The 19,659-nt window shown below is 46.4% G+C and carries 15 protein-coding genes and 1 tRNA gene; 12 read left to right on the top strand and 4 right to left on the bottom strand.

The window, feature by feature from the left end:
• Nucleotides 1-104: 104 nt before the first annotated feature.
• The 12 genes from HMPREF0670_RS04260 to HMPREF0670_RS04205 all read left to right on the top strand — a co-directional run bounded on the left by HMPREF0670_RS04260 (nt 105) and on the right by HMPREF0670_RS04205 (nt 14,443).
• The gene (locus tag HMPREF0670_RS04260; protein ID WP_009229940.1) at nt 105-854 is read left to right on the top strand and encodes a shikimate dehydrogenase family protein; all 750 of its coding nucleotides are present in this window, start codon (nt 105-107) and stop codon (nt 852-854) included.
• 105 nt (nt 855-959) lie between these two features.
• Entirely contained in the window at nt 960-2,123 is a 1,164-nt protein-coding gene (locus HMPREF0670_RS04255; RefSeq protein WP_009229939.1) for an AIR synthase-related protein, read from the top strand.
• A gap of 7 nt (nt 2,124-2,130) precedes the next feature.
• Nucleotides 2,131-3,087, top strand: coding sequence for a membrane protein (locus tag HMPREF0670_RS04250; RefSeq protein ID WP_044077871.1), 957 nt, complete (start codon nt 2,131-2,133; stop codon nt 3,085-3,087).
• 7 nt (nt 3,088-3,094) lie between these two features.
• Nucleotides 3,095-4,207 carry a peptide chain release factor 1 gene (gene prfA / locus HMPREF0670_RS04245; protein ID WP_009229937.1) on the top strand — a complete coding sequence of 371 codons (1,113 nt, stop codon included), beginning with the start codon at nt 3,095-3,097 and terminating at the stop codon, nt 4,205-4,207.
• Nucleotides 4,208-4,230: 23 nt separating this feature from the next.
• Complete coding sequence (gene pyrF / locus HMPREF0670_RS04240; RefSeq protein WP_009229936.1) at nt 4,231-5,064, top strand: orotidine-5'-phosphate decarboxylase; 834 nt, start codon at nt 4,231-4,233, stop codon at nt 5,062-5,064.
• 27 nt (nt 5,065-5,091) lie between these two features.
• Nucleotides 5,092-6,312 carry an HD domain-containing protein gene (locus tag HMPREF0670_RS04235; RefSeq protein WP_009229935.1) on the top strand — a complete coding sequence of 407 codons (1,221 nt, stop codon included), beginning with the start codon at nt 5,092-5,094 and terminating at the stop codon, nt 6,310-6,312.
• A 46-nt stretch (nt 6,313-6,358) separates the two neighbouring features.
• Nucleotides 6,359-7,390 (top strand): UDP-3-O-(3-hydroxymyristoyl)glucosamine N-acyltransferase, encoded by a 1,032-nt coding sequence (lpxD, locus tag HMPREF0670_RS04230; RefSeq protein ID WP_009229934.1) that lies wholly within the window; start codon nt 6,359-6,361, stop codon nt 7,388-7,390.
• Nucleotides 7,391-7,402: 12 nt separating this feature from the next.
• Nucleotides 7,403-8,788 (top strand): bifunctional UDP-3-O-[3-hydroxymyristoyl] N-acetylglucosamine deacetylase/3-hydroxyacyl-ACP dehydratase, encoded by a 1,386-nt coding sequence (locus HMPREF0670_RS04225; protein WP_009229933.1) that lies wholly within the window; start codon nt 7,403-7,405, stop codon nt 8,786-8,788.
• Between the two features lie 18 nt (nt 8,789-8,806).
• Nucleotides 8,807-9,577, top strand: a complete 771-nt coding sequence (gene lpxA / locus HMPREF0670_RS04220) for an acyl-ACP--UDP-N-acetylglucosamine O-acyltransferase (RefSeq protein WP_009229932.1) — start codon at nt 8,807-8,809, stop codon at nt 9,575-9,577.
• 580 nt (nt 9,578-10,157) lie between these two features.
• A complete protein-coding gene (locus tag HMPREF0670_RS04215; RefSeq protein ID WP_157579539.1) occupies nt 10,158-10,973 on the top strand; it encodes a GLPGLI family protein in 816 nt (271 codons plus the stop codon).
• An 8-nt stretch (nt 10,974-10,981) separates the two neighbouring features.
• Nucleotides 10,982-11,788, top strand: coding sequence for a GLPGLI family protein (locus tag HMPREF0670_RS04210; RefSeq protein WP_009229930.1), 807 nt, complete (start codon nt 10,982-10,984; stop codon nt 11,786-11,788).
• A 36-nt stretch (nt 11,789-11,824) separates the two neighbouring features.
• On the top strand, nt 11,825-14,443 hold the full coding sequence (locus HMPREF0670_RS04205) for a carboxypeptidase-like regulatory domain-containing protein (RefSeq protein ID WP_044077687.1): 2,619 nt from the start codon (nt 11,825-11,827) through the stop codon (nt 14,441-14,443).
• 1,604 nt (nt 14,444-16,047) lie between these two features.
• Here the strand turns inward: HMPREF0670_RS04205 and HMPREF0670_RS04200 are convergent.
• From HMPREF0670_RS04200 to HMPREF0670_RS04185, 4 genes are all read right to left on the bottom strand, one after another.
• A tRNA-His gene (locus HMPREF0670_RS04200) sits at nt 16,048-16,121 on the bottom strand.
• Between the two features lie 164 nt (nt 16,122-16,285).
• Nucleotides 16,286-17,209 (bottom strand): DMT family transporter, encoded by a 924-nt coding sequence (locus tag HMPREF0670_RS04195; protein WP_009229928.1) that lies wholly within the window; start codon nt 17,207-17,209, stop codon nt 16,286-16,288.
• 220 nt (nt 17,210-17,429) lie between these two features.
• Nucleotides 17,430-18,164, bottom strand: coding sequence for a tRNA pseudouridine(38-40) synthase TruA (gene truA / locus HMPREF0670_RS04190; protein ID WP_009229927.1), 735 nt, complete (start codon nt 18,162-18,164; stop codon nt 17,430-17,432).
• Nucleotides 18,165-18,190: 26 nt separating this feature from the next.
• Nucleotides 18,191-19,659: ComEC/Rec2 family competence protein (locus HMPREF0670_RS04185; protein ID WP_044077686.1), on the bottom strand; the 1,469-nt coding region annotated here is incomplete at its 5' end.

Here is a 19,659-nt window from a genome sequence, read left to right as displayed (position 1 = left end):
CGAGGAACGAAAAAGAGCCAAATCTTTTCCACTATACTTTCCTGTTTTTCAGGTATAAGGCAATATTAGTAAAGGCAAGTTGAATACGAATATTCAGGAACATTATGGACAAATACGGACTGATAGGGTTTCCACTTGGGCATAGCTTCTCGATAAGCTACTTCAATGAGAAATTCCACAACGAGGGTATTGACGCCGAATACGAGAATTATGAAATTGCAAGCATAGACAGCTTGGCCGAAATACTCGACACAACGCCCAACTTGCGTGGGCTGAATGTCACCATACCTTATAAGGAAGAGGTGATAAAATACCTTGACGACTTATCGCCAGAGGCACGTTCCATCGGTGCGGTAAATGTCATTAGGGTGAGTCATAAGGGCTCTAAACCTTACCTAAAAGGCTTTAACAGCGACGTTATCGGCTTTACGCGCAGCATAGAGTCGATGCTCGAACCTGGCCATCAAAAGGCACTCATCCTCGGAACAGGCGGTGCGGCCAAGGCCATCGACTACGGATTGAAAAGCCTTGGCTTGGAAACGCGTTTCGTTAGCCGCACGGCACGCAAGGGCAACACCATCACTTATGACGATGTAACGCCCCAAGTGATTGCCGAGTACAACGTTATCGTTAACTGTACGCCGCTGGGCATGTATCCGCAGACCGACGAATGCCCCAAACTGCCATACGAAGCGATGGACCAACACACGCTGCTATACGATTTAATATATAATCCCGACGAAACCCTGTTTATGAAAAAGGGTAGTGAACGGGGCGCAATTACCAAGAACGGGCTTGAAATGCTGTTGCTCCAAGCCTTTGCCAGCTGGGAGTTTTGGCACGGAAGAGAATAGCGCAAAAGGCTTTTGCCGAGGTGTTACTACATACGAACACAGGGCAGAACAGCAAGCCATCTCACTTTATTTAACAACACTTTTCACCCAAATAAACTCAAACAGATGAACAACCGTTACATGATGCGTGGCGTTAGTGCCGCAAAAGAAGATGTGCATAACGCCATTAAGAACATCGATAAGGGCGTTTTTCCGCAAGCTTTCTGTAAAATCATTCCCGACATATTAGGTGGCGACGATGCGTATTGTAACATCATGCACGCCGACGGGGCCGGTACGAAGTCGTCGTTGGCCTACGCTTACTGGAAAGAGACGGGCGACTTAAACGTTTGGCGAGGCATTGCCCAAGATGCGGTGGTGATGAACACCGACGACTTGCTATGCGTGGGAGCGGTTGACAACATCTTGGTGTCGAGCACCATCGGGCGTAACAAGATGCTTGTTCCTGGCGAAGTGATTTCGGCCATCATCAACGGCACCGACGAATTGTTGGCCGAACTGAGAGAAATGGGTGTGGGGATTTATGCCACGGGTGGCGAAACGGCCGACGTGGGCGACCTTGTGCGCACCATCATTGTTGACTCTACCGTTACCTGCCGAATGAAACGGAGCGATGTTATCGACAATGCCAATATTCGTCCAGGCGATGTTATCGTGGGATTATCTTCGTGCGGACAGGCCACATACGAGAAAACGTACAATGGCGGAATGGGAAGTAACGGGCTGACAAGTGCACGCCACGACGTGTTTGCCAAGTATCTGGCCGAGAAATATCCCGAAACCTTCGACCATGCTGTGCCCAACGAGCTTGTGTATAGTGGCACAAAACGATTGACGGATGCTATTGAAGGTTTGGGTGTTGATGCAGGTCAGCTGGTGTTGTCGCCCACCCGAACCTACGCTCCCGTAATTCGCAAGGTGCTAGATGAAATGCGCAACCATGTTCATGGCATGGTACATTGCACGGGTGGGGCACAAACAAAGGTGCTGCACTTCGTTAGCGACGATTGCCGAGTGATAAAAGACAATATGTTTGACGTGCCGCCGTTGTTCAAACTCATTCAGTCGGAAAGCGGAACAGATTGGAAAGAAATGTACAAGGTGTTCAATATGGGACACCGCATGGAGATATATGTGCGCCCCGAACATGCCGAACGCATCATTGCCATTAGCAAGAGTTTCAATATAGAGGCACAAGTTGTGGGACGTGTCGAAGAAGGGAAGAAGTCGCTTACCATCCGTTCGGAGTATGGAACTTTTGAATATTAAGAATATGATGACGATAAAAGATGCTGTACTTCTTAGTTTGGAAGACTTTCCTAATGGGGCAACTTCTCGTGAAGTATATGATAATATCATAAACAAGAAACTGTTCGAGTTCAGCAAAGTTGCGAAAACTCCAGATGCAACTGTTGGTGCACAAATGGGGGTTATGATAAAGCATGGCGATGTCAGAATTAAACGTATAAAGAACGATAAGAATATATTTTGCTATTATCTCAGTAAATATTCAAAGAACATAGAAAGTGATGATAAGATTCCTGCTCATACAGGAGTTTCTCGTTCTTCTTTTAACGAAAGAGATTTGCATCCTTTGTTGTGCAGCTTTTTGAATTATAATGGAATTATAGCCAAGACCATCTTTCACGAAAAGTCTTCAAAAGCAGAAGAACATCAGAAATGGGTTCATCCAGATATTATTGGAGCTAAATTTGTTGAGCAGAAGAATATCACTAGCAATGCTTTATTTAAAGCGATCAGTAAGAAAGATTCATTACTATTGTATTCTTATGAATTGAAGAAAAAGATTGACAATGATTATGAATTGAAGAAGTGTTTCTTTCAAGCTGTGTCAAATTCAAGTTGGTCAAACAAAGGTTATCTCGTGGCGTTTGAGATTAATGAGGATTTGAAAGATGAAATGGCACGGCTCAATAATTCTTTTGGGATAGGTTTTATCCATCTTAAAGCTAATCCTTATGAAAGTAAAATTTGGTTTGACGCTAAGGAAAGGCATCTTGATTTTGTCACAATAGACAAACTTTGTGAGATAAATCGTGATTTCAAAGAATTTATAAAGTTGGTAGAGGCAACGCTTACAGCTGATGATAAGCATTTCCACCCATCAAAAACGGCGCTTATCAGCATTTGTGATAGATATCCTGCCAATGATGGAGACATTCTGAAATATTGTAATGAGCATCATATCCCTTGGGGTGATGAAGAAGTATAATTAAAGTATGATAGAACAAAACAGCATATTAACAAAGTTAGACGGATTGGAAAGCCGTTACGAGGAGGTGTCAACGCTGATTACCGACCCTGCCGTTATCGCTGACCAAGAACGTTATGTGAAGTTGACAAGGGAATATAAAGACCTTGGCGACATTATGAATGCACGCAAGCGTTATGTGGCTTGCCTTAATTCCATTGCCGAGGCCAAAGACATTTTGGCCAATGAAAGCGATGCCGAGATGAAAGAGATGGCGCGCGAAGAACTGTCTGCCAACGAAACGGAGCGTCCGAAGTTGGAAGAGGAGATAAAACTGCTGCTCGTACCCAAAGATCCAGAAGATGCCAAGAACGTTCAAATGGAGATTAGGGCTGGCACAGGCGGCGATGAGGCTGCGCTTTTCGCTGGCGACCTCTTTGGCATGTACAAACGCTTTTGCGACTCCAAAGGGTGGAACCTCTCTGTTACCGCATCGAGCGAAGGAGCTGTTGGCGGCTTTAAGGAGATAGACTTTGCCGTGAGTGGCGACAATGTGTATGGCGTGTTGAAATACGAATCGGGAGTACATCGCGTGCAACGTGTTCCTGCCACCGAAACGCAAGGCCGTATGCACACGTCGGCCGCAACGGTAGCCGTGTTGCCCGAAGCCGATAAGTTCGAGGTGAACATCAACGAAGGCGATATCAAATGGGATACATTCAGAAGCTCTGGTGCGGGTGGACAGAACGTTAACAAAGTGGAGTCGGGCGTGCGTTTGCGCTATCCCTGGAAGAACCCCAATACGGGCGAGACCGAAGAAATACTCATCGAGTGTACCGAAACGCGCGACCAGCCCAAGAACAAGGAACGTGCCCTGTCGCGGCTACGTACCTTTATATACGACCGCGAACACCAAAAGTATGTCGACGATATTGCTAATCGCCGCAAGAGCTTGGTGTCTACGGGCGACCGTTCGGCAAAAATCAGAACCTATAATTATCCCCAAGGTCGCGTAACCGACCACCGTATTGGCTACACCACGCACGACCTTCAAGGTTTTATTGCCGGAGATATTCAGGCTATGATAGATGCCCTGTCGGTTGCCGAGAACACGGAGCGAATGAAAGAGGCCGAATTGTAACCACCCATTCACATCATTTTCTTATGACAAGAGAACAATTAATTGAGCAGATACACGTCAAGCAGTCGTTCCTTTGTGTAGGTCTAGACACCGACATCAAGAAGATACCGCAACACTTGTTGCAGGCAGACGACCCCATCTTCGAGTTTAACAAGGCCATTATCGATGCTACTGCACCCTATTGCGTGGCCTATAAGCCCAACCTTGCCTTTTACGAATCGTTAGGAGTAAAGGGATTGCTAGCTTTCGAACGTACCGTGGATTATCTCAACGAGAACTATCCCGAACAGTTTGTCATTGCCGATGCCAAGCGCGGTGATATTGGCAACACCTCGCAGATGTATGCCCGCACCTTCTTTGAAACCTATAATCTCGATGCACTTACTGTTGCCCCATACATGGGCGAAGACAGTGTGACGCCCTTCTTGGCCTACGAAGGCAAGTGGGTGATATTGTTGGCACTCACCAGCAACAAGGGTTCGCACGACTTCCAACTAACGGAAGATGCCCAAGGCGTGCGCCTTTTCGAACATGTGCTTACCAAGTCGCAAGCGTGGGGCAACGCAGATAACATGATGTATGTGGTAGGCGCAACACAAGGCGAGGCATTTAAGGACATTCGTCGCCACGCGCCAAACCATTTCTTGCTCGTTCCTGGCATCGGCGCACAAGGTGGAAGTCTTCACGATGTGTGCCAATATGGTATGAACAAGGATTGCGGCTTGTTGGTAAACAGTTCGCGCGGCATTATCTATGCAAGCAACGGAGCCGACTTTGCACAAGTGGCTGCCGAGAAAGCACGCGAGGTTCAAGAAGAGATGGCACGCGAATTGAAGGCCATCTTGCCCACGTTCTAAATCGCATCGCCCACCGAACAGTAGTAAATGAGTGAAATAAAGATCATCAACGACCCCGTTTTTGGGTTCATCAAGATACCGCGCGGATTAATCCTCGACGTTATTTGCCATCCCTTGATGCAGCGCCTTACGCGTATTCGTCAGCTAGGTATGGCCTCTGTGGTTTATCCAGGTGCGCAACACACGCGTTTTTTGCATTCCATTGGGGCGTTCCATTTGGTTAGCGAGGCCGTTTTGTCGCTCCAACAAAAGGGTGTATTCATCTTCGACAGCGAGGTTGAGGCCGTACAGATAGCCATTCTTCTTCATGATATTGGGCATGGCCCATTCTCGCATGTGCTCGAAAACTCGCTTATATCGGGCATTTCGCACGAAGACATTTCGTTACAGATGATGGAAAAGATGAACCGTGAGATGGGAGGAGCCCTCACGCTGGCCATCAAAATCTTCAAGAACGAATACTCCAAGCGTTTTCTTCATCAGCTCATCAGCAGTCAGCTAGACATGGATAGGCTTGACTATCTTCGTCGCGACAGCTTTTTTACGGGCGTTACCGAAGGGAATATCGGTTCGGCACGCATCATCAAGATGCTCGATGTAGAGAACGATGCACTGGTGGTAGACCAAAAAGGCATCTATTCCATCGAGAACTATCTTATTTCGCGCAGGCTGATGTATTGGCAGGTGTACCTACATAAAACCGCCGTGGGGTGCGAGGCCATTTTGGTTAACCTCCTTAAACGCGCCAAGTATCTAGTTCGTAATGGCCATTCGCTGTTTGCTACGCCTGCCTTGGCCTACTTCTTGGCCAACGATGTTGACCGCGACTTTTTCACAACGCATGCCGAGGCCTTGCAAAACTATTGTTCGTTAGACGACAATGACATTTGGAGTAGCGTAAAGGTGTGGATGAACGATGCCGACCCAGTGTTGTCCATCTTGGCAAACGACCTCGTAAATCGTAAGCTCTTCAAAGTAGAGGTGTTCGACGAACCCATTCCCGAAGGTGTTATCGAAGAGCGATTGGCTGCCATCTGCACGCACACTGGGCTTTCTACAGACGATGCGGCCTATCTGATGAGCGCGAACACCGTGAACAAAAACATGTATAACATGGAAGACGACCATATCACCATCAAGTGTAAAGATGGAACCTGTAAAGACATCTCGCAGGCCTCTGAACTCTTCGATGTGACACGCCTTTCCATGAAAAACAGCAAATATTACCTTTGTTATCAAAGATTTTGAATAATAATTGCTATATTTGCAGAATTATTCAACAGTACTGAAACCAATGGAATTTACAGCAAAGCAAATTGCACAAGTAGTCGATGGTGAAATCGTTGGAGATGAGAACGCTGCCGTTCACTCCTTTGCGAAGATAGAGGAGGGACGGCCAGGAGCTATTTCGTTTCTTTCAAACCCGAAATATACACATTATATATATGAGACAGAGGCTAGCGTGGTGCTTGTAAACAAAGACACCAAGCTGGAGAAACCTGTCAAAACCACGCTCATCAAGGTGGATAACGCCTACGAGTGTGTGGCCAAGCTATTACAGATGTACGAGGCAGCAAAGCCAAAGAAAACGGGTATCGACCCCTTGGCCTTCGTTTCGCCCGACGCCACAGTTGGCGAGAACTGCTATGTAGGCCCCTTTGCCTATGTCGGCAGTGGCGTTGTAGTAGGCAACGGCACACAAGTATATCCCCATGCCACACTCTGCGACAACGTGCGAGTGGGCAACGATTGCATTATTTACCCCCAAGTGTGCCTTTACCACGATGTAGTGGTGGGCAATAGGGTAATCCTGCATTCGGGTTGTGTTATCGGTGCCGATGGTTTTGGGTTCGCCCCATCTGCCAATGGGTACGACAAGATACCCCAAATTGGTACAGTAACAATTGAAGACGATGTGGAAATAGGTGCCAACACCTGCGTAGACCGCTCTACAATGGGCAGCACTTACATACGTAAGGGTGTGAAACTAGACAACCTTGTGCAAATTGCACACAACACCGACATCGGCGAAAACACCGTTATGTCTGCCCAAGTGGGCGTGGCTGGCTCCACCAAGGTGGGCCAATGGTGCATGTTTGGCGGGCAGGTTGGCGTTTCCGGACACATCAATATCGGCAACAAAGTGTTCTTAGGGGCGCAATCGGGCGTGCCAGGAAACCTCAAAGATGGCCAGCAGCTTATTGGAACGCCGCCTATGGAGCTCAAGCCTTACTTCAAGTCGCATGCCATTTTCAGGCGTTTGCCCGACATGTATAAGCAGCTGAATGAGCTACAAAAGGAGATTGACGAATTAAAAAGCAAATAAAACCATAACGCAATGTTAAAACAGACAACATTGAAAGGCAGCTTTTCCTTGTATGGCAAAGGCTTGCATACCGGATTGAGCCTCACGGTAACCTTCAATCCTGCACCCGAAAACACAGGCTATAAGATACAACGAATTGATTTGGAAGGTCAGCCCATCATCGATGCGTTGGCCGAACGGGTGGTAGACACGCAACGCGGCACTGTACTTGCCAATGGCGATGTGCGCGTTTCCACCGTAGAACATGGCCTTTCGGCACTCTACGCTATGGGTATCGACAACTGCCTCATACAAGTTAACGGCCCTGAATTCCCCATTCTCGATGGTTCGGCCATCATGTATGTGGAACAAATTAAGCGTGTGGGCATCGAGGAGCAGAGCGTACCCAAAGATTACTACATCATTCGGCATAAGATTGAGGTGAAAGACGAGGCTACGGGTTCGTGCATCACCATCCTTCCCGACGACCAATTTAGCATAACGGCGATGTGTTCTTTCGATTCGAAGTTCATTAATAGCCAGTTTGCCACACTCGATTCGCTCGATAATTTTGAAACTGAGATTGCTCCTGCACGTACATTTGTGTTTGTGCGCGACATCGAGCCGCTGCTTAAAGCCAACCTCATCAAAGGTGGCGACATGGACAATGCCATCGTTATTTACGAAAAAATAATCGACCAAGAACAGCTAGACCAGCTGGCCGACTTGCTGAAAGTTCCTCGTTTGGATGCCAGCAAGCAGGGATATATACAGCATAAACCCTTGGTTTGGGAGAACGAGTGCACGCGCCACAAGCTGCTCGACATCATTGGCGACATGGCTCTACTGGGTAAACCCATCAAAGGCCGCATCATTGCCACCCGTCCAGGCCACACCATCAACAACATGTTTGCACGCCATCTGCGTAAAGACATTCGCAAGCACGAGGTACAGGCACCCATTTACGACCCCAACGAAGAGCCTGTGATGGACAATAAGCGCATACGCGAATTGCTTCCTCATCGCTATCCCATGCAGTTGATAGACAAAATCATATCGCTAGGCCCAACAAGCATCGTTGGCGTGAAGAACGTAACGAGCAACGAGCCTTTCTTTGTGGGGCATTTCCCACAAGAACCCGTAATGCCTGGCGTATTGCAAGTGGAGGCTATGGCGCAGTGTGGTGGCCTTTTGGTGCTTAACCAACTTGAAGAACCCGAACGCTGGTCTACCTATTTCATGAAAATCGACGAGGTGAAGTTCCGCCAAAAGGTTGTTCCCGGAGACACATTGTTGTTCCGTGTAGAACTGCTCCACCCCGTAAGGCATGGTGTTAGTTCGATGAAAGGTTACATGTTTGTGGGCGACCAAGTGGTTTCGGAGGCTACATTCACCGCACAAATCGTTAAAAACAAGTAAAAAGACACGCACTGAGCTATGAACCAAATAAGTCCTTTGGCCTATGTGCATCCCGAGGCAAAACTTGGGAAAGACAACATTATCGGCCCATTTTGTTACATAGACCGTAACACGGTTATTGGCGACGGAAACAACTTGCAGAACAGTGTGACCATCAATTACGGTGCTCGCATTGGCAATGGAAACGAAATATTGGCTGGCGCAAGCATTTCTACCAAACCACAAGATTTAAAATTTGTTGGTGAAGACACACTATGCGAGATAGGCGATAACAATAGTATTCGTGAGAACGTTACCATTTCGCGCGGTACGGCCTCTAAGGGCGTAACGATAGTAGGTAGTAATAACTTGCTGATGGAGAACATGCACATCGCTCACGACTGTGTTATAGGTTCAAATGTCATTATTGGCAACTCCACTAAGTTTGCTGGCGAGGTGATTGTCGACGATTTTGCCATTGTTAGTGCAGCGGTGTTATGCCATCAGTTCTGCCGTATTGGTGGTTATGTGATGGTACAGGGCGGCAGTCGTTTCAGTCAAGACATTCCCCCTTACGTCATTGTAGGAAAAGACCCCGTGCGCTTTGCAGGCATCAACCTAGTGGGCTTGCGTAGGCGCGGTTTCTCTAACGAGCTGATTGACCTTATCCATAATGCCTACCGCCTGCTTTATTCGAAAGGCTTGATGGCCGAAGGCATACAAGAAATACGCAACAACCTGCAAGTAACAAAGGAGATACAATACATCATCGACTTTGTTGAAAGTTCAAAACGCGGCATTGTTCGTTAAGCAGCAAATGCAATAACAAATAGTATAACTCGCAAGTGCCTTGGCACTTGCGAGTTTTTTTCTTTGCATCTTATCTAGTTTAAGCCCAAATTGTACGACATGTTCTGCAATTTGCATCAAAGGTACTTCAAAGCGATGGCCATTAAACAACCAACAAAATACCAAACTCACAAGTGAAAGCGAAAAAACACTTGTACAACCTTGTATAATATAATAAAAAGCTCTATATTTGCGGAAAGAAGTAACAACTAAGCATTTCGGCTTGCGCCACCATTTGGCTACAAGTCTCTTTCCTACCTATGCCAACAGAAATAGAAGGCCGTCAACCCAAGTAACAACAATGTTTTCTACGATGGAAATAACTCGGTAAAGACGTATTCGAAGAGATGTTGAGGCCCTGGCAGGTGCAACTAGATATTCAAGTAAACGGGCTACGTTCACCAATACTACGCTCGTATGTTACAATCCAACGCGTGGGGGCAGTGTCTAAACAATAAGCCTGCTGGTTTTTTCCGCCCCTTGGCGCAATGGCTACATTTAAATATGCAACCTTCAATAAAAGCAACAGATACACTACAATATGAAAATACGACACTATCTAATGGCTCTAGCCACTTTCGCCTTGCCCACCGCGGCACAAGAAAAGTCACCTGCAACAACAGAAGTGAGCTATCTTGTGTCCTGTATTAACGACACTGTTGAGGGGAAGGTGTTGACAGACACTTTCCGACTTCGCTTTAATGACAGCAAGGCTCTTTTCTACCGGGTAGATGATTTCATATCAGATTCGACGAAACTTAACGATGCGGATGCCTGGGCAAGGGATGTTAACAAGACATTAACAAGGAAAAAACGCAACGACAAAACGGGAATGTGTTACTACATATTGACCGACTTACAAGGAAAAACCTACGTATACAAGGATCGTATCGGGACGAACGCCTTTCGCTACACAGACAGCTTGCCTAACTTCAATTGGAAAATTCTGCCCGAACAGAAAACCATTGCGGGGCACAAATGTGCAAAGGCTGTGGGCAAATACATGGGGCGAACCTACGAGGCATGGTATGCCACGGACATTCCTGCGCGTTTAGGCCCATGGAAATTCAATGGTTTGCCTGGTCTTGTAATGGCCGTTTACGACACGCGCAGGCAATACACCTTCACCTTTATCGACATGCAGGCCTGCAACGGAGATGTTGCGCTCTTTCCTAGCCGCGCGTTTAAAACTACTAAGGAGAAGTTCCTCAAAGAATATGCCGCATACCAGAGTGACCCAGTAACATATTTTTCAACTCGTTCTCTTATACGGATTAGTTTTGGTGCACCAGACGGTCAATTGGTGCAAGAAATAAATAACGACAATAGGCATCGGCCTATGGAAATATTAGAATAAGTAAGCTTATGAAAACAATAGTCAGTATAATGTTGTTTCTTATCTGTGCCCTACACGGGAATGCAGCCGACAACAAAGCCACATTGGAATGTATATATCGGTTGATTTATCAAGTAGACACCGTCACAAAGCGTAGCAGCAACGCCATGATGGTACTCCGGCGGAACGAAACCAAATCGCTATTCTATTCGCAGTCAAACTTTGAAAAAGACTCTATGCTGCTTGAAGCAAGCGGCCCCGAAGAAAGGAAAGCCATTAACGACAGCATTAAGGCTAGATACGGCAAGGTTTCGGTATACTACTATGTTTTAGAAGACTTTGATAAAAAAGAACTTGAATTTGTTGAATCACTTCCAACTAACAGCAGATACACAGAAAGCTTACCTAATTTCAGTTGGGAAATCACAGAAGAGCAGAAAACAATTGATAACTATGCTTGCCAAAAAGCGGTATGTACATTTGTTGGACGTACTTATGAGGCATGGTTTGCACCAGACATCCCCATTAGCGATGGTCCGTGGAAGTTTTATGGGTTGCCAGGACTGATACTTGAAGTGTACGACACCAAACACCATTACGAATTTCAGTTCTTAGGCATGCGACCCTGCTCCGGAAAAATAGAAATACCCAATCGAGACGTCACAAAGACGACAAAAAAGGAATATCTACGTTTAAAGCAGTTGGCCATTGACGATCCGAGTGCTTATTTAGACATACTTAATGCTATGGTAGGGATAAAATGTGTCAGTTCAACTAAACCTCCTAAACTACGTTCGTATGCAACAATGGAACGTGTGGAATCTCTTCCAAAATAAGAGATAAAGCGCGCCTATGTGCCAACCGATATTACAATGAATTGTAGAATTTTTCCTTTCTTTCGCTGGCGAAAGTTCACTTTTAACGCGAAACCCTGGCGTTATCTGTTGCTTTTGGCAGCCTTCTCAGTCTTGCCAGCCCTTGGACAAGAGGGCGTTGTGCGCGGATTGGTAGTGGAAACGGGTAGCGAAACACCCGTTAGGGGAGCCGTTGTGACCATTCGCAACGCTAAAAACATCATCATCTATAACACGCAGACTTCTGCCAAGGGTGAGTTTAGCTTTATGGTAAGGCGCGAAAAGGTGGCAGGCGCAATGCTGGTGGTAAGCAGCATGACCCATAGAACGGCACAATGCGCCCTTACCAATCAAGCGTTCTATCGCATGGAGATGGAACCCAAGGCTTTCGAGATAAAGGATGTGTATGTGAAACCCAACAAAATAACACACCGCAACGACACAACAAGCTATTTGGTTTCGGCCTTCGCCACACAAAAAGACCGCACCATCGGCGACGTGCTGCGCAACTTGCCGGGCATAAACGTAAGTAAGGAGGGAACAGTTTCGTATAACGGAAAAGTGATAGACCAATTTCTCATCGAGGGTGTCGACTTGTTTGACGGCCAGTATAACATCGCCACGCGCAACATTTCGCACGATGTTATTTCGCGTGTAGATGTTGTGGAGAACTTTCAGTCGAAGAAAACAATGCAAAAGAGCAAGGCCGAGGGGCTCACCGCACTTAACCTTGCCTTAAAAGATAAGGCTAAGGGTAGATGGAGCGGCAACGTAAGGGTGGCGTCAGGTGTTCCAAAACTGTGGGAGGCGGAGGGCTTTGGCGCGCGTCTGTCGGCCGTTAACCAAACATCGCTAACGGCCAAAAGCAACAATACGGGCAAGGACATCATGAGCGAAAATAAGGTTCTCACGATAGACGAGTTGCTGAAACAAACGTCGACCAGCAGCCCCAACTCCTTTATGAACACAAAGCTGGGCAGACCTAGCGCATTAGACGAGAGCCGAACGCGTTTTGGGTGCACCCACATCGCCAACGTTGGGAATGTACAAAAGGTGTCGGAGAGTGCCATCGTGCGAACAAAACTTTATTATTCTGACGAACGAAACACTTCTAAAAGGCAACACGGCCTATCGTATTTCCTCGCCGATACCACGCTAACGCGTGCCACAACAGAATGCGGCATTCTGAACAACAGAGAACTGTCGGCCGCTGTAATGTTTAAGAGCGACAGGGAGCGGAGTTTCTTTTCCAACGAAATTAAGTACAGTTCTGCATGGCAACGCAATCGCACCATTACGCAGGGCGACGACAACAACCAGTCGGAAACGCGGTCGGACCTGCACGCCATTGAGAACCAGTTGCAGTGGATAAGGGCTGTTGGCAAGCATCACATCAAGTTTACATCGGTGAACTTATACCGTTATATGCCCGAACAGCTCATCGTTGTTGCCGATAGCACGCGCCAACAAGATGTTACACGGTGCCAATTCCTCTCGTCCACTAAGCTAAACTTCACTTTCAACACCCGCTGTTGGGCATTAGAAATGGACGCGGAGGGGCGCATACAAGCCATGAATATGGAAAGCAACTATCGCACAGCACCCTACGACACGGCTTTCTACGAAAATGCCAATATCCATTTCATGGCCTTCATCGCTACGCCAACCATCACTTACAAGCACCGAGGGCTGCGCGGAACGCTGAAAATGCCCCTTAACGCATGCCGTTATTTTGGCACGGCAGTGGCCAATAAGCTGTTCTTTTCGCCCATCCTTAGCCTTAGTTGGGAGCTAAACTCGCGTTGTAAACTAGGGGCTAGCGTGTCGATGAACAGCTTTGAGCCATCAGTTAACGATAGTCACGCCATGCCGATGCTGGTAGATTATCGCACGTTTCAGAAGTCGCCCATCAACTTTTACGGTTTGCACAATTGGCAAGAGATGGCCTTTGTATCGTACGCCAACTACATGCACATGCTTTTCGTGCGCGCCAGTGTAGCCTTTAACACGCACCACAACAACATATCGCGCACCAAGCAAGTGGACAGGCGCGGCATGGTGTATTATTCTACGGTGGAAAACGATAACCACTCGCACGGAATAATGGCGATTGCCACAGTGAGCAAACGCCTGGAATGGCTTAAAGGAACGTTCAACACGCAGTGCGTGTTATCCCAAAACACCAACAGCATGTACCAAAACGGCATCAATACCGAGTTTAAGTCGGGCTCGCTGCAAACGTCGGTTAGCCTCAATAGCAACGTTTGGGCATGGCTAGACGTGGCTTATAGGGCGCAATATAACGTTAATTCGCTTGAAATTAGTGCCATGAAGACTCGTACGAAGTTGTTTACGCAAGAGTTGGAACTGACGCTGATGCCGACGGATGCCTTGAATTTCTCGTTCTCTACCGAACATTACGCCAACTTTTTCAACGATGGCACAAGGAAACAAACGGTGTTTGCCGACTTTAATTGTTTGTATAAGTATCGCAAAACCGACTTTACGCTGCACATAAACAATATGCTGAACCAACGATATTATAACAACACCACATATAACAACCTAAGTAGCACCTTCAACCAGTATGTGCTGCGCGGCCGGACTTTGCTTGTTGGGGTAAAGGTTTATTTTTAGTTGATGGGCTTGTGAGCACTTTCCTAGTTCGGCAAAACAGAAGTTGTGAACTTATTTTTCGTCAGCTTTTGTATTCTTTTCAACAGACATTTTAACATGAAGAGCACCCTCCTTATCCACCAATCTCCCACCAACCACAAAAATAATAATTATCGTTGCGATTGGCTTTGATGCAAAAAGTAATTTTGTACTAAACCGGCGACCGCCCCATTTGATGCTGTGTTAAAGCGCAACTCACGCAAAATGGTGTGCAATTTGCTGCAAGGCTCACTGCTATTCATCGCCCAAAGCTATGCTGTTCGCTGCAAATTGTGTAGGTGAATGTCGCAAAATGGAAGACTACTTTTAGTAAAAGAATTGAAATCCACTTGGCTTTTGATATTTCAACAACTTGAGCGGAGTGGTTTTTTGTGAAGTCAGCACAAAATATACTCTCCTCTCATAAATGGCGCGCGGGATAGAATTAGCTAGCTAGCTTGTAGACTCACGAAAAACAATCAATTTCCGAATACACCAACGCATCAGCAAACAACTCATCAACCCACCAGATCGCAAGCCCATCAACTTACAAATTCATCAACCTACTAACTCAAGAACATACCAACTCACCAACTCGTCAACTCAAAAAATCACTAACTCAAAACTTAAAAGGAATTTCTTTTGTTTTACATTATCATGCTAAATTTCACTCCGTTCTAGCGAAAAAATGGATTATAAAATGGGTAAATAGCCACTGTTTCTAGCTTTTTACGTCTTTTGTTTTGTCCGTTTTTAAGCAATATACCTGCATTTAGCACCATTTTGCCTTTCTAGTTTGGTTGCCAACTCGTATTTTTGCCGGCCCAATTACTCACTTTTAACCCCCAAAGACCTGCTTTTTAACAGCTGTTTTACCCTTTTTAGCCATGTTTTTAACGCCTCTGAAAGGTTTTGTTTATACAATAGCAGTGGATATTTATGCTTTTCGACTCACATTTAGCAGCATTTAGCACTGCATTTTGCACCAAAATACCTTGTATTTACCATCAAAACGCCTTGCATTTAGCATCAAAACGCACTGCGTTTAGCGGCAAATTGCACTGCGTTTTGCACCAAAACGCACTTCATTTTGCTGCAAATAGCCCGAAATTAGGTGCTAATGGCGGTGTTTTTAAATAAAAATTCATTTTGCCTGCATTTACAACTCACCCCTTTTTGCATCAAAACCAACCTTCGCGAGAATCGATTTTTTGCGACAAGGTTGGCCATTGGTGGACAGAAGGGACACTCATAATGTTAAAATACTTGCTGAAAATTAGACAAAAAGAGGTTGTGTAGCATACGTGCGCATGGGCAATGGCATGGTAAACGTGTACTTTTTGCTACTGCTAGGCGCGAAGAGTTGCAGGCATGCAGCTTGCGGACAACGGGAGTGTATCATGGAAACGCAGAAGTAATTTGCCATTGGCAACCTGTTCCTGCTCGTGGGAAATACATTGAATAACTTCTGCCAGAAACCTTTATAATATGTTTTGCTGGACCAATGTGGCAAAGGATGGTGTTGCGGAAGGGATATAAAAAACGTTCCTTTCAGTAATTGAAAGGAACGTTGTGTTTGTTGAGGGGGTGGCTAGTCGGATTCGAACCGACGACATTCAGAACCACAATCTGACGCTCTAACCTGCTGAACTATAGCCACCATGTTTGACCTCATTTCTGAAATCGATTGCAAAGGTATAGATTTTATTTGGATATACCAAATGTTAACGGCGTTTTTTGATGTTGTCTGCTTAATTTTGACAAATTCAATGGTTAATATTGCCTTCCTCTTACGTGGGGTATGGAAAACAGCCAGACAAACAACTAAGTTTTAGAACCGAAGTACAGGCAAAGCATGCCTAACAGAACAAGGAACAAATCGAATGCTTTGCGTTTGAGATTTTTCTCTTGAAAGACAAGTGCGCCAAACATAAACGATACCAAAACGCTGCCTCTTCTTACCATCGATACGATGGAAATCATGGCTTGTGGCTGGCTTAGGGCATAGTAGTAGGCAAAGTCGGCTGCGCAGAGAAATAGGCTTATCAGCATGATGGCCCACCTCCACTGAAAGGGTTGGGTTGTTTTGCGTTTGGGATACCATAGCACAAGCAACACAATGCCCATCATACCGCATTGGTATAGGTTGTACCAGCTTTGCACAACCATCTTGTCTAGCCCCAATCCGACCTGTGCTGTTGGGGTCATCAAGTATTTATCGTATAGTCCGCTGCATGCACCTAGTATGGCGGCAAGTGCAATGGCGTATATCCACTTGTTGTGTTTGAAGTCGATACCTTCTCTTTTTCCGCTCCTGCTTAAAAGGAAAAAGGAGCAAATGGCCAGAGCAACGCCCAACCATTGCAGCAGGTTGAGTTGCTCGCCATAAACAAGCATCGCCCCAACGAGTACCAGTATGGGGCGTGTGGCATTTATCGGACCAACAATTGTTAGCGGAAGGTGTTTCATGCCCACGTATCCAAATATCCACGAAGACAGTACCAGCATGCTTTTGAAGAAGATGTATCCATGTGTAGACAAGTTGGTGGCCGACACGTAGAACATGTTTACAGGTGAAAGCCAGCCGAAACGACTGCCGAGGATGAAGGGAATGAAGATGAGCGACGAGAAAAAGGTGTTGAGAAACAACACGGGGATAATGGCGTTACCTTTCAACGACAGTTTCTTAAAGACATCGTAGAAACCTAGAAGACTGGCCGAAAGGAAGGCTAAGAGTAACCAAAGCATGTGGATTTGTTATGTTGTGAAAGAGTTTTTGAGTTTCTGAGTTCGTGATTTTTTAAGTTTTTGGGTTGTTGAACTGATGAACTCGTGGTGTCATGAGTTTATAAACTCACGAACAAATAAGCCGTGAATTGAATAACTTATAGAGTTATAAACTCACAAAAAACAAGCCGTGCATCTAATACCTTATAGACTTATAAACTCACGAACTCAAAAACTTAAATTAATATTGCACGTCTTCGAGAAACAAGGCATGGCCGGGAACCGACTCGCCTGCTTGTTGTCGCGACTTAGAATGTAGTATGTCAACGAACTGTTCGAGGGTGATTTTGTGCCAACCCACGTCTAAAAGTGTTCCAACAATGGCGCGAACCATGTTGCGGAGAAATCTGTTTGCCGATATACGTAAATGCCATTTGGTGTCGGAAAGCTTTATCCAACGGGCCTCGTAGACCTCGCACAGCGTGGTTTTTGCATCCGAATGGCTCTTGCAAAAAGCTCCAAAATCTTTGTGCGACAATAGTATTTCAGCGGCCTCGTTCATCAATTGGAAGTCGGGTGCTTGGTGTAAGGCATACGAGTAGGCGCGGCAGAAAGGGTCGCGGTCTAGATGTATGTAATAATGATAGGTGCGTTTGGTGGCACTGAACCGTGCGTGCATGTCGGCATCTACGGCTTTTATTGCGTTAATGGTGATGTCGAAGGGCAGCACGCGGTTGAGTTTGTAGGTGAGTTGCACTGCATCTATGGGCGTGTCTACGTCGAAATGCGCAACCATGGTGCGTGCATGAACACCTGTATCGGTACGCCCTGCACCAACAAGTTCAACGGGATGCCTTAGCAGAAGCGACATGGCACGTTGCATTTCCGCTTGAACCGAATTGGCGTTAGGCTGAATTTGCCAGCCATGATAGGATGTTCCGTCGTACGAAAAGTATATGAAGTATCTTTGTTTCATCCTTACAAAGGTACAAAATATAATGGTTATAGCTGTTGTATAAGTCGCCTAATTCGGAACCATTTGAGCGCAAAAAGTCCTATGGCGTAGAGGAATGCGATGAAAATGTAGGCCAAATAGGTTTGGATGAGGTTGAGTTGAAGTCCGTCGAGCGTGGAGTGGGGCAGCGCGGCTATGCCATTGACCAAGGTTTGCACAGCTGTGGCTAGCCATTGCATGGCATCTAACACTAGATTATGGAGTAATGGCGCGCCTTGAACGATGAAAGAGGCGAGCGTTGCGTAAAGCAAGAGGGTTATGAGTGGAAGTATAAGTAGGTTGGAGAGTAGGAAATAGCATGAGAAACGCCCAAAATAATAAGCTATAATGGGCATTGTGCCCACTTGTGCTGCCACAGAAACGCAGACGATAGCCCAAACGGGACGGAGCAAATTGGCCCAACGCGTTGTGGGTTGGTAGAGTGAGAATAGCGGTGGATAAAGGACAATGATGGACAACACGGCTATGAATGAAAGCTGGAAACTGACATCCCAAAGCGTGGAAGGGTTGGCAATGAGCATCACGATGCAGGCAAAAGCCAGCGAATTGGCCGAAAAGCGGTCGCGGTGGAGCAACGAAACGAAGGCGTAGAGGGTGAGCATGAGGGCAGAACGGACGGCTCCGGGTGGCAATCCTACTAGGAAAACATAGCCCCAAAGGGTGATGGTGATGATGGTTTGGGCGATGAACTCGGCCCAGTCGCGGCGCACCACGCGATAGAGAATGGTGGTGAAGAGCGCCGAAAGCACGCTGTAAATGATGCCGAGATGCAGGCCGGATAGTGCTAAGATATGCGAAACGCCTGCCTTGTTGTATGATTCGCGTTGTGTGGGGGTGAGGTTCGACTTGTCGCCGAGGGCAATGGAGGCTACCAACGCTTGGTTGTCGGTGCTTAACCTTTGTTGCCATGCGCTGTCAAGCAGGCTTTGGCGCACTCTTAATAGGTGTAAACGTATTTTATCTACATTGGAAATTTTGTGTATTTCATCGTTGGTTAGTTGGGTGTTCTGCCAATCGGCAAAGTAAACAAAGGTTGTTGCGTAGATTTGGTGGGCTTGCATCCAGCGCGCAAAGTTGAACTTTGAGGATGAAAAGAGGGCAGATTCGTTGTTGAAAACCGATTGAACGGCGATTGTTGAACCAGTGGTAAGCCTCTGCCAACGATTGGTAAGCGTGTCTTTTAGTATGGATGCACGAACGAGGAAGGGCGTATGACCATCGGTTTCTTCTGCTAGGTTTATCACCAAGAGGTTGCATTTTAACACCTTTCCGTGGGCTGTGGGGGTGTCGGTAACGATGGCTTTGTATGTAATGGCTTGGTTGAGGGGTATTGATTGCCTATCGTTAATTTGCAAAGACATGAGCCATGCGCCAAGAAAAACAGTGGAAACGAGGATGGCCATGCTAGACAAGTGCGCGTGACGGATGGCAAGAACAGCAATGGCTGCTGTGCCAA

Origin of the sequence: Prevotella sp. oral taxon 317 str. F0108, from assembly GCF_000162415.1 — a bacterium.
In the GTDB taxonomy this organism is placed as follows: Bacteria; Bacteroidota; Bacteroidia; order Bacteroidales; family Bacteroidaceae; genus Prevotella; species Prevotella conceptionensis.
The sequence above is the reverse complement of the archived record's forward strand: the minus strand, read 5'-3'. Positions and strand labels throughout refer to the sequence as shown.

What these genes read in the sequence shown, in the direction of transcription:
- lpxA (WP_009229932.1), top strand. Translation starts at nt 8,807, where the DNA reads ATGAACCAAATAAGTCCTTTGGCCTATGTGCATCCCGAGGCAAAACTT.
- HMPREF0670_RS04215 (WP_157579539.1), top strand. Translation starts at nt 10,158, where the DNA reads ATGAAAATACGACACTATCTAATGGCTCTAGCCACTTTCGCCTTGCCC.
- HMPREF0670_RS04250 (WP_044077871.1), top strand. Translation starts at nt 2,131, where the DNA reads ATGACGATAAAAGATGCTGTACTTCTTAGTTTGGAAGACTTTCCTAAT.
- truA (WP_009229927.1), bottom strand. Translation starts at nt 18,164, where the DNA reads ATGAAACAAAGATACTTCATATACTTTTCGTACGACGGAACATCCTAT.
- HMPREF0670_RS04260 (WP_009229940.1), top strand. Translation starts at nt 105, where the DNA reads ATGGACAAATACGGACTGATAGGGTTTCCACTTGGGCATAGCTTCTCG.
- prfA (WP_009229937.1), top strand. Translation starts at nt 3,095, where the DNA reads ATGATAGAACAAAACAGCATATTAACAAAGTTAGACGGATTGGAAAGC.
- HMPREF0670_RS04255 (WP_009229939.1), top strand. Translation starts at nt 960, where the DNA reads ATGAACAACCGTTACATGATGCGTGGCGTTAGTGCCGCAAAAGAAGAT.
- HMPREF0670_RS04225 (WP_009229933.1), top strand. Translation starts at nt 7,403, where the DNA reads ATGTTAAAACAGACAACATTGAAAGGCAGCTTTTCCTTGTATGGCAAA.
- lpxD (WP_009229934.1), top strand. Translation starts at nt 6,359, where the DNA reads ATGGAATTTACAGCAAAGCAAATTGCACAAGTAGTCGATGGTGAAATC.
- pyrF (WP_009229936.1), top strand. Translation starts at nt 4,231, where the DNA reads ATGACAAGAGAACAATTAATTGAGCAGATACACGTCAAGCAGTCGTTC.
- HMPREF0670_RS04195 (WP_009229928.1), bottom strand. Translation starts at nt 17,209, where the DNA reads ATGCTTTGGTTACTCTTAGCCTTCCTTTCGGCCAGTCTTCTAGGTTTC.
- HMPREF0670_RS04205 (WP_044077687.1), top strand. Translation starts at nt 11,825, where the DNA reads ATGAATTGTAGAATTTTTCCTTTCTTTCGCTGGCGAAAGTTCACTTTT.
- HMPREF0670_RS04210 (WP_009229930.1), top strand. Translation starts at nt 10,982, where the DNA reads ATGAAAACAATAGTCAGTATAATGTTGTTTCTTATCTGTGCCCTACAC.
- HMPREF0670_RS04235 (WP_009229935.1), top strand. Translation starts at nt 5,092, where the DNA reads ATGAGTGAAATAAAGATCATCAACGACCCCGTTTTTGGGTTCATCAAG.